Origin of the sequence: Pseudolactococcus piscium (assembly GCF_002441695.1) — a bacterium.
In the GTDB taxonomy this organism is placed as follows: Bacteria; Bacillota; Bacilli; order Lactobacillales; family Streptococcaceae; genus Pseudolactococcus; species Pseudolactococcus piscium.
Genome location: NZ_JXJW01000005.1, coordinates 1 through 13,918 on the forward strand (window position 1 = coordinate 1; position 13,918 = coordinate 13,918).

The following is a 13,918-nucleotide window of genomic DNA, read 5'->3' on the forward strand; positions in this document are numbered from 1 at the left end:
TGTCGTACAAAACTTGGTTATGGTCTCTTTTAACCCACTCCACCAGTTTCTATCGAGGTTCTTGCCCTCTTTAGTCTTAGGCTTACCTTTATTACCTGTTGCTTTGGTATATTCATTACTAATTCGCAGCTGTCTCTGAGCTGTTCGGATGGCTTGCTGCTGGGCTGCGCTCACATAGATAGCACTACCGCCATATCCCCTGGAAATCGGATTATAGCCACTAGAGCCGCCGTTCCAATTGCTAGATGACCCGCTTGCTTGTCGTGAGTTACCACCGCCTGACAAGTAACGCTTGGCAGTATTGACCACATTACCGACAGAGTTGACCACATCGTTAACCCGGTTACCTACCCAGTTTACCACATTGTTAACAACATTTTTTCCCCCGTTCCAGATGGTGCTCACAACTTTTTTGCCGCTGTTCCATGTCTGACTTACTTTCTTCTTGCCCCAATCTAAAGCTTGTTGGAAGATATTTTTCTTATGACCACTTGGATCGGTATAGTTGATCGGGTTATTCTCGACATAGCTATAGCCGTTTTGACTGAGTGAATTATCTTGCTCTCCTTCATAGCTATCTTGGCTTAAGAAAGTACCTGATTGGCTATCATAGTACCGGGCTCTTAAGTAGGTAAGCCCTGTGATGTCTTGCGCCTCGCCTGTGTAACCATAGGGGTTCCCTGTGTCATCCTTATCTTGTGTTTGACCATAGACCTCGTATGTTCTAGCGTTAACAGCCTCCCCGTTTTGCGTTAAGCCTGTCACACTGCCTCTGGCATCAGTCAAGTATTGATACGCTTCTTTGGATTGACTCGTCTCATAGCTAATCCGGTCATTGCCATAGGTATAGCGTTCCCTAGGTTTGAGCTCCTCATCATAGGTTTGAAGCACCTGTGTATGGTCCTGATTCACATCATTGACATAGTTTCGGCTTTCATAGTACTGATAGCTATCTTCTCGTGTCGTATAGGGGATGAGGACATCTTGTACTTGCGACGCGTAGGTGACATCCCCCTCGCCTGGTCGATTACCAAGTTCAGGTGGATTAACGACGATGCCTTCTTTATTAGCACGGTCCTTGGCAACTTTTTGGTGATAGACTTGAGAAAGTGTCTCAAATGTCTCGATCCAGAAGTTACCCATCGTCTCTGATAAACTGCTAAACCCTTGCACAACATTTTCCGAGAAGCCATACCAGAAAAGTGAATTCCCATCGCCTTGTGTACTTGTTTTAGGCGATTTTTTCTGCTCTTTTCTACTAAACAGCTGGTAAGCCGTTTTGCCAGTTGTGCGACTGGCTGTAAAGACACGATTACTGTCACCATCATAAAGTGATGCTTGTAATAAACCTGCTTTATCTTTAACCGCAAGCAAGCGATTTTCTGTATCGTAGATATAGTCGAGCGTGCTGTCCCCGTCGCTTTGCTTGATCCGATTACCATTTTTATCATAGCGATAAGTGATCGTTTTGCCAGCTTTAGTTTGGCTGATCAAGCGATTATTATCGTCATAAGTCAGGTCTGTATTTTCTTTTTTATCACCAGCTTGCCATGTGCTACTGACTTTATTCCCCGCCTGATCATAGCCATAGGAGAAACGCGATAGTGCTTGCTTCTTAGCCTTATCATAGACAGTCATCTCAGTGATTTGACCTAGACTGTCATAGGCATAGGTTTGCACCACCGTCTCACCTGCTTGTGTGATGACCTCCTCAGAGATTTGATTATCGGCATCATAGGCATACCCATATGACGAGATCGTCTTACCTTTTTTATCGAGGTGCCTGATTTTTTCAATCCGATCATCCAAGCGATAGCTCATGATTGAGCTGGTACCATCCGCGCGTTTGATTTCCGTCATATTGCCTGCATCGTCATAGGTGTAGGTTGTTTGATGCTTATCCTTATCGATGACTGCTGTTAACTGATCAAGCGCATCATATTGATAGGTAACTTTAGACCCATCTGGATAGGTGAGTTGCTTGATATTACCATAATTATCGTAGGCATACTTGATAATGCTACCATCGCCCTGCCGAACACCAGTGATTTCACCTGCGTCATTATAAGTATAATCTGTCTTACCTGTCAAATCATTCATGGCAATGCGACGACCATCCGCATCATAGGTATATAAAACACTGCCATCAGATTTCTCAGAGTAGTCAACCTTTAAGAGCTGATCTAACTTATTATAGTCATATTTGATGGTCTTAGTATTTGGCTGCTTCACTTCCTTAAGCCGATTATCCGCATCATAGGTATAGGCTGTCTTATCTCCCAAGGCAGATACTTTTTCTACAACATTTGACAGTTCATCATAGCTATATCTTGTCTTTTTACCATTGCCATTTGTGATTTCTGTTATATTGCCAACACTATCATAGGCATAGCTTGTTTTAGATGCTACCTTATCTAAGCCTACTTTTGCTTCAATCAACTGGTCTGCCTTGTCATAGGCATAGGTATTAATCCTTTGTCCACCTGATGCAACCTGTGTTAGATTATTATTGCCATCATAGGTAAAGGTATTACTGGCACCAGTACTTGATGTGACTTGAGTTAACCGGTCATCCTTATCATACTGATAGCCCGTGGTCCGACCAGCTGTATTCGTTTCTGACGTTAGTCGATTACTGGCATCATAGCGCTTTGTTTCTTTTTGACCCTTGGCGTTGACTTTTTGAGTCAAATTACCATTTGGATCATACTGATACGTTTCTTTGCGTTCCCCATTGATCGTTCTTGTTGTTAATTGGCCAACTGGATCATAATCATAACTGGTTTGTCTGCCGGTTGGCTGCGTTACCGTCTTAATCCGATCCATCGCATCATAACTATAGCTTGTTTTGGTGCCACTTGGTGTCGTCGCTTGTCTTAAGTTACCCGTTTCATCATAAGAAAACTTTGTGGTTAACTTAGCTGGATTGGTTGTTGATAACAGCTTACCTGATTGATCATAGGTATAAGTGGTTTGGCGTTTCGCTTGATCTTCTTGTCGTATCAGTTGACCAGACACATCATAGGTATAGGTTTGAGATAAGCCCTTAGGAGCAGCTTGCTTGCTTAATCGACCTAGCTTATCATAAGCATAGCCATACCTTGCACCATTTGCTAGTGTTCTAGACGTCGTTTGCCCATGTAAGTCATTTTCGTACCTTGTTTGATGCTTATTTTCATCTGTCTCAGAAAGCAGGGCACCAGATTGGTCATAGGTAAACTGTTGTACGCCGCCTGTTGGCTTCGTGATACTTGCAATCTGGTTCATACTATCGTAAGTATAAGCCGTTTTATTGCCTTCCCCACTGGTCTCACTTGTTTTATTGCCTAGATTATCATACCTAAACTGTTGAACGGCACCAGTAGGACTGACTTTTTCGCTCAATCGTGATAATGGGTCATACTTCAAAGCAGTTTGGCTACCTTTGGCATCTGTATAGAGAATTAAATTCTTGTTGGCATCATAGCCATAGCTGGTTTTTTCACCATTTTCATCCCTGATGCTAGAGACATTTCCTAAAACGTCATAGGTATAGGTGATGGTGCCACCAGCTGGATTTGTCTCTGTTGCGATTTGATTGATGGCATCATACGTGTAGCTGGTCAAATGCCCCTTGGCATCTTTTTTCTCTTTTAAATTGCCATTTTTATCATAGTTGTAGGATGTCGTCTTGCCTGCTACATCTGTCGATGTTAATAACTTCCCAACAGCATCATAGGTAAAGCTTTCGCTAGTCTGATCCGCATGCCTTATTTTGATGACATGATCCTGATTATCATAGGTGTAAGTTGTTTTTTCACCTAAACTATTTGTCTCGGTTAGCCTTTGACCGTGGGCATTATAGGTATAGCTTTCGTTAACCCCTTGATTATCTCGCATGTTACTCACACGGTTATCCGAATCATAGGCATATGTTGTGACTAACCCATTTGACCTTTTCTCTTCTGTCAACCGATCTAAGGCATCATACTGATAGGCGAGGGTTGACCCATCTGGGTTGACTACTGACTGTGTTTTACCTGTTGCTGTATAAGTAAGTTTTGATACATTCCCATTTTCATCTGTTATCGAAATAGGGTAACCCAATTCGTTGTAGTCATATGTTTTCTTATGTCCTAAGGCGTCAACTATAGACGTGACTTGTTCTATTTGGCTATAAGCATAAGTTGTTTGGTTACCTAGCCCATCTGTAACCGTTTCTGGTAGGTTATGCGCATTATAGGTTGTAGAAGCTGTGTAACCTGCCGCGTCTGTCAGACTTGATTGGTTGCCGTTACCATCATAAGCAACTTTTGTCTGATTACCTAAAGCGTCTGTAATGGTCTCTAAAGCGCCACCTTTAGAGTAGCTGTAACTTGTCTTTTTCCCACGCGCATCCTTGAAGGTAAGCACGTTCCCCATCTTATCATAGGTGTAGATTCCCTTTTCTTTGTTGGGATAGGTAACGCTTAGCACATTGCCTAGGGCATCATAGACATAAGATGTGACTTTACCATCAACTGTCTCAGATAGTTTGTGTCCATTCAAATCATAGACGTAGGAAGCAACAAGTCCTAAAGCATCCGTCGTTTTAGTTAAGCGATTTAACGCATCATATTCATTTGTGATTTTTGTCCCATCTGGGTTACGTGTTTCAAGGACATTCCCGCTTTTATCATAGGTATAGCTTGTGACTTGTCCTAAGGCATCAGATTGCGTTGCGACTTTATTAACTGACGCTTGGTAGGAATAGTCCGTTTTTTGGCCTGCTGCATTAATAAAACGGGTTACTCTACCTAAAGCGTCTCTTTCGTGAGATATTTTAGAGTTAGCAACATCAACCTCACTTGATAATCGACTTCTTTTATCATAGGTATAGCTTGTGTTCTGACCTTCAGGGTCGGTCATTTTGAGTTTGTTTCCGACACCATCATAGGTATAAGCGTAGACACCTCCTGCACCATTGGTCATAGAGGTCTTATTCCCCACTGCATCATAAGTGAACTGAGACGTAAAGCCATTTCCGTCTGTTAAAGCAGTGACTTGACCAGCACCATCAAAAACATAACGTGTTGTTTGACCGTCTGGTGTTGTTTCACTTGTTTTGCGACCTTCATTATCATAGGCGGTCGTTGATACTCCCCCTAGAGGATTCGTGACACTAACTGGCAACCCGTGTGCATTATAGCTAATCCTTGTTATCCCCTTTAAAGGCGATGTGATTTTTGTTAGCAAGGCGCCAGAATATTCATAGGAGGTCACCTGACCTAACGCGTCTTCTGAGCTTGTGATTAGCCCTTGTTTATTTGTTTTTAACCTTGTTTTTGAGCCGTCATTTCCTGTTATTTTGTTGATATTTCCAGACGTATCATAGCTATAGCTGGTCTTTTTACCGTCATAATCTATCTCACTGGTCAGATGGTTTTTATCATCATAGGTATTGGTCTGTACAGCACCATCAAACCTCGTTTTAGTTAAGGCATTCCCGCTTTTGTTATACCTAATTGCTGTTTTTTGACCCAACTCATTTACTTCTTCTATCAAATGATTGGCTTTATCGTATACTTTTGACGTGTTGGTTTGATCGGGATACTCAATCTTTGTAGTTCTATACTGGGCATCATAATGATACCTTGTCTTATCGCCATTTGCATCTGTTGTTTGTGTTTGACCATCACTATAAGCTAATGTTGAGACAGCACCTGTCCCGTCAACTTGTTTGGTAACACGCGCTTTGTCATCATAGCTATTCTCTATGATTTTAGTGCCATTACCATCATACCAAGCCGTCATTAAGTCATTGTTATCATAGTCATAACGTGTCACAGCCCCACTCGCATCCGTATAATTCATTAAATGACCTGAGTCATCATAGTCATATTTTAGACTTGAGCCATTAGGTAAGCCAATATGGGCGATATATCCTGCATCATTCATGGAGATGTTGTAGGTGAGGCCACTAGGATCGTGAATGGCAGTCATTTGCGCATTTTCATTATATTCAAGGGTGGTGAGATTGCCTTGTTCATCTTTTTGACTGCTTAATAGGCCAAAATAGTTAAAGGTTTTTTCTTGATTCTGCTTGTCAGTAATCACATATTCTTTGACGCTGTATGCCTCTTCCCCATCCCCAAAGTCAGCTTTTTTCTTCTCTTTTTCCTTAACTTTCAAGGATAAATCATAGCCTTCAGGAGAAGTGTAGGTCTCTCCGTCTTTTTTAAAGGTTAAAATGCTACCGTCACTTCGAGTATAGTAGAGATTACCTGCTTCATCGCTTGTCACTTGCTCATTAAACTCAAATGCCCAACCGCGACCAAAAAGACTATTTTGACTTGCACCTTTTGAATTGTAATGTCTTGTAATTTCAAAATCTTGAGTTAAACTAGGAATCGAGACATCTGTTCTATTGAGATAGAAATTACCCGTATTGAGGTTGATCGGTTCAAACCCAAACTCACAGTGCAAGCCACGACCCATCAGCAAACTATCAATCGCTTCTTTGCTACCATCTGATAGACTAGGCGGATTATAGGGTTTTTCAGCATTTTTCTTTGGATTTCGAATAAACAAGGTATTGTTCTTAACTAGTAACATATCTTGCACGCGGTTATCGAAAACAATTTGGGATAATGGCACACCGTAATAGGCTGCTATCTTAGGCAGGGTATCATATTGTGTGACCTTATAGATAACAAACTTCTCACTGTTCTTCTTCCCACTAGATGCACCCTCTTTTTTACTTTCGGCATCGATCGTATATACCTTATTATGATCTGGTGTCGTAAAAGGTAGTCCTGTTTGCCAGTTGGCTAACTTATCTTTGTATCTGGTCGTCCCTTTTTCAAAGGCTGACTCAAAAAGACTTGAATCAGGGAACTTATAGGAGTAACTCGCATAGGATTGACCACTATAGCCTTTTAAAGGGTCACTCAACTGATAGTCAATAATTGATCCTGGTGTCGTGATGCCATCTGCGAAGACCCCTTGAAATTGGAGCTTACCCTTCTTATCCGAGGAAATCATCGATCTCAGGTTAAGTGTTGTGTTGCCAATCGGGTAGTTCACGTCAACTGGATCAGGTACTGACCAATTAATGGTTAAACTTGGTCGCTTGTCAGGGGAGAAGTCAACTTGACCCGCATCACCTGTCGAATATGTCGTATAAAAAGCGCCACCGTAATCGCTTTCATTTGTAGCCTGAACAACCAGTCCATAATTCGGACTAAGACCCTGTACCCAACTATTGACGGTATCTCGAATATCAAATTGATGCAGCCCATACTTGGCAGAACTGATGGCGTTTTCTCCAGTAGGTTCTTGTGTTAAGCCAACTGAATTATCCCATGTAAGTGAGTTGATGTTGAAATCTTGCGTCAGTTTATAACTTGAAAAAGTGGCATTTGTTTGCGGGTATTGCACATACTGATAGAGATTATAAGATGCGCTATTAATTTTTGCCTCTTTAGGGATCTTTGAAAAATCATAGTTAACTTTTGTATAGATCCTTGTTCTACCGACATCTTTAGCATTCCAAACACCCGTCATCTCTTGTGTGATATAGCCGACATAGCCATAGCCTCTGCCTTGATAAGTCCCATGCACAGAGCTCGTTACGGTATCAATCAGATTTTCTGTCGGAACAGTAATGGTCGGGTCGATTCTGACAGGATAGCTTCTTTTTGCATCTGCAAGCCATGCCTTATTTGCATCGATTGTTAACTCATACTCATTTTTATCTTTTTTCAAGCGCATCTTTATTGCGTCGCTTTTTTCACCCTTTTTATCAATCATAACCGGTGCCGAAAGGACAAATAGGACATCTTTTTTACCTTTTTTTGTCACCACGACTTGGTTGTTTTGTAGATTGGCATCATATGCCTGAGATGAAAATTGATACTTAAACTCATGCTTGTCACGCCATTTGTTTAAAATGATTTCTTCTTTAACACCATTATCTGTGACCGTGTATTGCACATCGTCTGCTTCATCGACATTATTATATAAAATCGCATTATCTTTGATTGTCGCGTTTTCATATGTTTTATCTTTGGGAAATAATTCTAACGTATCTTTTCCTTTTGAGACTTTAATCCCTTGTTTGTCAGTCACTTTCTCAGGCAATATGACATCTACCGGGCTACCACTTGGTTTGAATATGGCTTTTCCATCTGCTTGGTCACTAATGAGATCTAAGTTGACAGGGAATTGGTTCCCTTTTTCATCTTGATAAGTCTTGACATCGCCACTAATATACGTGATAAAGTTTGTCTCATCTTTTTTAAATATCTGTTCTTGGCCATTGACTAGAATTGGCTCGCCGTATGTCTTTTTTAATGCTGCTGCTTCTTGATTCGTTTTTGTTTCTGAGACTTCTGGTAATCGAATAGCGTGTTTGGCGTCTTGTTTTTCCTCAGTATTTACCTGGTCACCAGATGCTTTATTTTCTTTTTTTGTATCACGATTGGGTGTCTCTGGAATGACCGCATCTTTAAGCTCATTTACAGTTGCTTTATAATATGATTCAGACTTACTTTGTTCGATCGCATTTTTTATATCATTCGCATAAGCAATAGGTGTATTTGTTAAAATAAGTAGCGTTAAAGCTAGATATTTACTGATTTTTATCCCTAATTTCCTTAACCTAATCCCCATATTAATTCTCCTTTTTCTGATTAAATAGCTCAAAATAAACAATACCAGTCATCATGATCATATCTGTTATAAACATAACTAAAGTACCCAGTAACGGATATAAGAGACGACATAAAATAGATAGCCCTAATAGCAAGCAAACACTTAGTAATAGCTTAAAGAAACCCTGACTTTTCCAGTCAAATTTTTGATCTTTATAAAGTGTTAAACAATAATAAATCAAGATAAAACGTAACTCACCTTGAATGAATGTTGTCAGTATCCAAATAAATTGTTTGACCCAATCGTAATCGCGATTTGTAAATGCAAGGATTAATTTCCCTATTCCGCCTACGATTAGCCCTATTACAAAGACTAGTAGGATGTAATTTTGGATAGCTTTGATCATTTTTTGTTTTAAAGAGACTTTTTGATAGTACTGATAAACGATAAATAGTAGGATGCCTATACCTATCAAAACGCATAAAACACCCACAAATTTTAGTGTGACCCGATCTGACTTGATAACTAATGTTTCAAGAAATACCTTATTTAAAAACAAGCTACTCCCAATGCCATAACTTAATAACCCTATCGTATACAAGATGAAGTATTGGGTTGCTTTAGTGCGTTCTAGTATCCTGATTAACTTTAATCCTGTTTGTTTCTTTTGCATGAACAATAAACCTTCTTCCGTTATCTTTTGTGTCACAAGTAGACAAAATCAGCAATCTGTCAGTTGGGGTATAGCCTATATCCCGATAGTTACCTGTCAAATTCTCAGAAATCTGTTTGATCGTTTCAAAGTAGTTAGGAACAGCTAGGAGATTTCCTAAATCAAATGTCTGAAATAAATGGTCATCTGTATAGCTATAGGCTGAAAAGATGTCGTAGGTAATTGTTTCATCCTTACTATCAATTTCAATACTTTTATTTTTTTGAAAAAATGCGCTATCTGCAAATCTCTCTAAGCTACCAAACATCGACCCATCATTAGTAGAATGACCATAAACAATCGTGACTAAATCTTTAAAGTCTTTTCTATTCATTTTTTCAGTGAATATCGCACCATATATCGTCTCTGACTGATTCACATCATGCCTTAGATAATAGCTATCATCTGACGGATGTTGGACGATCGGATAGTTGATATTTGTCCCTGCAACCTTGATCTGGGCATAGACATCCTTGTTTTTATAGGTCAACCTCTCTTGCTCACCATCAATTAAAGGCAATAGCTTAGGATTAAGTTCTGTCAGCTTAAGACAAGACACTGCTAAAATCACGAGAAAAATGATAAAATAGCTTATTTTTTTCACTCTAACCTCTTTTTAATTATATTAGATTTAAATTACATTAGTTATTTTTCTTACTTCTATTGTAAGCTATTTAAGATTGAATGTAAATAACATTGTTAGTTTATTTAATTGGGAGAAAATAAAAAAAGACAAAATACGAGAAATTCTCATATTTTGTCTACTGTAATAAAAGCCCCATTGGCTTTATTTAGCTTAACTTTTCTTCTCTCAAGCCGCTAGAGGCGTATTCAACCTTGATACACTTGTCCATGACGACCTTATCACGCCCGTTTTCACGTAAAATCTGAGCAGCTTCCTCATTTTTTAGTCCCAGCTGTGCCCAAAAAACGTCTGCATCAGTTTGGATAAAGTCACGTGCCACATCAGGCAGAAACTCAGAACGTCGGAAAATATCAACAATATCGATATGTTGGGGAATATCCTTGATATTGGCATAAACTTTTTCGCCCAGTATCTCTTGACCAGCAAGTCTTGGATTCACTGGAATGATCTTATAGCCGTCAGCCTGAAGGGCTTGACCAATCATAAAACTCGTCGTTTCTTCCCGATCAGACAAACCGACCACAGCAACGGTCTTGGCCTGACGTAGATAATCTACAATCACCTCTTTGGGCTTGTTTTCAAATGTATCAGTCATCCTAACTCCTTTATCTTTGACTTTTAAAAGAATTGCTTAATTGCCTATCTCTTTTTAGCATTTAGCTAGCACATTCGAGACGTATGTATCGTCACAGGACTTTATATCACGTCAGTAATATCGTTAACTGGCAGGCGATACGACGCCGTACCCTCAGTATCTGAATAGCCCATGGTAATAATTAATTCTGGACGAAAACGCGCCTCTATAGCTAACACTTCCTTGGCTTTCGCTTTATCAAAACCAAGAATCATGTTTGTTTTCAGGCCTTTATCAGTCGCCACAAGGACGATGTTTTGTGCGACAAGACCAATATTTAAGGCTAAATAATCTGATAGTTCCTCCGGAGAAAATTTATCAAACATCCCTGGTAATCTCGTGAGCAACATCTCTTTAGATGCTTCTGGTAAGAAATCTGCACCGATCTCAACTAAATCATGCACACGCGCGGTTAAATCCGTATCTGAGTAGACGACTAGTGTTGCACCAGCTGCTTCATGTTGTGCAGCATTTTTACCATGCATGGCTGTCGATAATGCGGCTCTCTTTTCATCAGATGCGACGATGGCAAAATGCCAGGGTTGGATGTTATGGGCTGATGGTGCCAGAATCGCTTCTGCTAAAATCGCCTTGACCTCTGCGATAGGTAGTCTACTGCCATCAAATTCTGTTACTTTATGACGACCATGATTCACTTTTGAAAATTCCATTATCGGGTAACTCTCCTTAATAATTTATAGGCTAGGTAGGCAAGTATCCCACCAACTGTGTTTGTAATCAAATCATCAATCTCAAAGACACGATCGAAGTTAAATAGTAAATCTAAAATAGCCTGCGTCGTCTCAATCGAAAGGCTTATGCAAAAACTGATGAGTAAGACTTTTTTGAACTGGCGTATATTTGGCCTGAGCAAGCAAAGTGCAAAAACCAGTGGAAACAATAAAAAGATGTTAGCAACATTCTGCAAGATGATGATTAACATATCCTGTGGATTCGGAATTTTACCAAAATGAACGAGTGTGTTAAAAGGCATTAAAATCGTTGTCACCCTACCAAAGTGCTGAATACCAGGTGTCTCCACATTTTTAACGCTAGGATAGACACTCTGTGGTAAAAAACACATGAGGCAAATCGCGATAACATAGGCTATGGCCAAACCTTTTATAATCTTTTGATATGGCTGCTGCAACTTGTCTTGTTTATCAAATAATCTCATAATTCATTGTAACATAAAACACTAGCTGTCATAGCCAGTCAACTAGTGTTTTTTATAGTGCTATCAGCTCAGCTTTTCAGCTTAGACTGTTACGGGTTTAGTTACTCTAGCAGCAGCCTTATCTTTTTTCATCGTATTACTTCTGAGCTGACCACACGCTGCATCAATATCTGTCCCATGTTCTTGACGAATGACACAGTTGACGCCGCCTTTTTTCAGGACATCATAAAATTTGAGGACGTCTTCTTTTGTAGAACGACTATATTGATCATGCTCACTTACTGGATTATAAGGAATCAAGTTAACGTAAGCTAGCTTTCTCATGTCCTTTAATAGCGCGACTAATTCACGCGCATGCTCAGGTTTGTCATTGACACCACGTAACATGATATACTCAAAAGTTACCCGTCTATTTGTTTTATCCAGATAGTAGTTAATCGCTTCAAAAAGCGTTTCGATCGGGAATTGACGATTAATTCGCATGATGCTTGTTCTAACATCATTATTTGGGGCATGTAATGAAATCGCTAGGTTAATTTGCAAACCAGTGCCTGCAAATTCCTTGATTTTATTTGCTAGGCCAGATGTTGAGACCGTAATATGACGGGCGCCAATCGCTAAGCCATGGTCATCATTAATCGTTTTAATAAACTTGATGAGGTTTTCATAGTTATCAAATGGTTCACCAATCCCCATGACAACGACGTGGCTGACACGTTCATCAAGCCCTCTTTCGTCAAAATACTTTTGAACGAGCATGATTTGCGCTGTAATTTCACCTGCCGTCAAATCACGTTGCTTTTTAATGAGGCCTGAGGCACAAAATGTACAGCCAATATTACAACCCACTTGGGTTGTCACACAGACTGAAAAGCCATATTTCTGACGCATGAGTACCGTCTCAACCAACATTTTGTCAGGTAATTCAAATAGGTACTTAACTGTACCGTCCTTAGATTCTTGTACCAAGCGTTGGATTAGCGGGTTAATCACGAAAGCCGCGGTCAATTTCTCGATAAAGTCTTTAGGAATATTGGTCATATCCTCAAAAGTCTCTACACGTTTTTTATAAAGCCAGTCCCAAATTTGGGTGGCACGGAATTTTTTTGCACCATTATCAATTGACCAGTCGATCAACTGATCGCGTGTTAAGCCATATATGGATGGTTTTGTTCCATTAGTTTGGATAGTTTTAGTCATGTTAATAGTTTACCACTAAAAGTGCAACTTGTCATCAGGCTTTTTTCCTTAGGTAAGCAATAAAAATAAGGCTAAACGCTGTTGGGTTAGCCTTAACATAATTCGTCATTTTTGACGTGTTCTAACAACAAAAGCAGGTCGCTTAGTCGCTTTGGTTTCATGTGAAACATGTGTATCTTCTGTTTTGACAAACGGCGTACGCGCCTTTTCTGACTTGTCTTTTTGGACAAATGTTGGTTGAGTCGTTGGTCGACGCTTTTTAGTCGCACTAGTTGTCCTGGCCTGTGCTTGCTTGGTTTGAACAGGTTTGGCTTGCGCATGGTTTGACTGAGTTTGTTTTAACTGAGTTTGTTTTAACTGAGTTTGTTTTAACTGAGTTTGTTTTGACTGAGTTTTTTTGGGCTGAGACTGTCTTGCTTGAGATGTGCCTTGAGCCACATCCCGTTTTTGTGATTTTGCGACCACTTTTTTTGGTCTTATCTCAGATGAAACCATAGGTTTTACCTCATAGACTTTTTCTGCTAAAAATGGTGCTTCCCGTTTGATATCTTTACTACGCATCCGTTTCAGGACAAAAAATGCTGCCCCATAATTCATATATTCTTTGATGTAGTCTTCGAGATGCGAAATTTTCAAGTCATCTGGCATTTTTTTACGTGATGCTGAGAAAAATCCTTTTAGTCGTAGCTGTTCATGTCCCCAATCGCCGACGACATAATCATGCTTTGCAAAAATATCAGAATAACGTTGCTCCAATTTTTCTTTATCAAAGCCATCTTGGTAATTATGTACGAGATGAAAGACTTTATCTCCGATTGTGACCACATCATCTAGGACAATCACGTGCTCGCCTGGAAACTTGTTATAATTTTTTTCTTCTTCTGGAATTACTTTTGCCATATCCTATCATTTCTTTCCTTATACTTAGTTACGATC

The 13,918-nt window shown here is 39.8% G+C and carries 8 protein-coding genes; all 8 read right to left on the bottom strand.

The annotated features are described in order from the left end of the window. On the bottom strand, positions 1–8,631 hold an 8,631-nt coding region (locus tag RU86_RS03340; protein ID WP_143468082.1), incomplete at its 3' end, for an RHS repeat-associated core domain-containing protein. A gap of 1 nt (position 8,632) precedes the next feature. Continuing rightward, positions 8,633–9,286: a hypothetical protein gene (locus RU86_RS03345; protein WP_096814058.1), complete on the bottom strand. Its 654-nt coding sequence runs from the start codon at positions 9,284–9,286 to the stop codon at positions 8,633–8,635. After that, complete coding sequence (locus RU86_RS03350; RefSeq protein WP_245810465.1) at positions 9,234–9,929, bottom strand: class B sortase; 696 nt, start codon at positions 9,927–9,929, stop codon at positions 9,234–9,236. The genes RU86_RS03345 and RU86_RS03350 overlap by 53 nt, the downstream gene beginning before the upstream one ends. Positions 9,930–10,116: 187 nt before the next feature. After that, on the bottom strand, positions 10,117–10,566 hold the full coding sequence (locus RU86_RS03355) for a CoA-binding protein (protein ID WP_096814059.1): 450 nt from the start codon (positions 10,564–10,566) through the stop codon (positions 10,117–10,119). Positions 10,567–10,667: 101 nt separating this feature from the next. Continuing rightward, positions 10,668–11,276 carry a nitroreductase family protein gene (locus tag RU86_RS03360; RefSeq protein WP_096814060.1) on the bottom strand — a complete coding sequence of 203 codons (609 nt, stop codon included), beginning with the start codon at positions 11,274–11,276 and terminating at the stop codon, positions 10,668–10,670. Then, entirely contained in the window at positions 11,276–11,782 is a 507-nt protein-coding gene (locus RU86_RS03365) for a VanZ family protein (RefSeq protein WP_096814061.1), read from the bottom strand. The genes RU86_RS03360 and RU86_RS03365 overlap by 1 nt, the downstream gene beginning before the upstream one ends. Positions 11,783–11,863: 81 nt before the next feature. Further along, entirely contained in the window at positions 11,864–12,982 is a 1,119-nt protein-coding gene (gene rlmN / locus RU86_RS03370; protein ID WP_096814062.1) for a dual-specificity RNA methyltransferase RlmN, read from the bottom strand. A gap of 105 nt (positions 12,983–13,087) precedes the next feature. Continuing rightward, entirely contained in the window at positions 13,088–13,882 is a 795-nt protein-coding gene (locus RU86_RS03375) for a YutD-like domain-containing protein (protein ID WP_096814063.1), read from the bottom strand. Between the last annotated feature and the right edge of the window lie 36 nt (positions 13,883–13,918).

Bases quoted from the DNA above. Each gene is read 5' to 3' on its own strand.
- RU86_RS03345 (WP_096814058.1), bottom strand. From the start codon at position 9,286: ATGCAAAAGAAACAAACAGGATTAAAGTTAATCAGGATACTAGAACGC.
- RU86_RS03375 (WP_096814063.1), bottom strand. From the start codon at position 13,882: ATGGCAAAAGTAATTCCAGAAGAAGAAAAAAATTATAACAAGTTTCCA.
- RU86_RS03360 (WP_096814060.1), bottom strand. From the start codon at position 11,276: ATGGAATTTTCAAAAGTGAATCATGGTCGTCATAAAGTAACAGAATTT.
- RU86_RS03365 (WP_096814061.1), bottom strand. From the start codon at position 11,782: ATGAGATTATTTGATAAACAAGACAAGTTGCAGCAGCCATATCAAAAG.
- RU86_RS03355 (WP_096814059.1), bottom strand. From the start codon at position 10,566: ATGACTGATACATTTGAAAACAAGCCCAAAGAGGTGATTGTAGATTAT.
- rlmN (WP_096814062.1), bottom strand. From the start codon at position 12,982: ATGACTAAAACTATCCAAACTAATGGAACAAAACCATCCATATATGGC.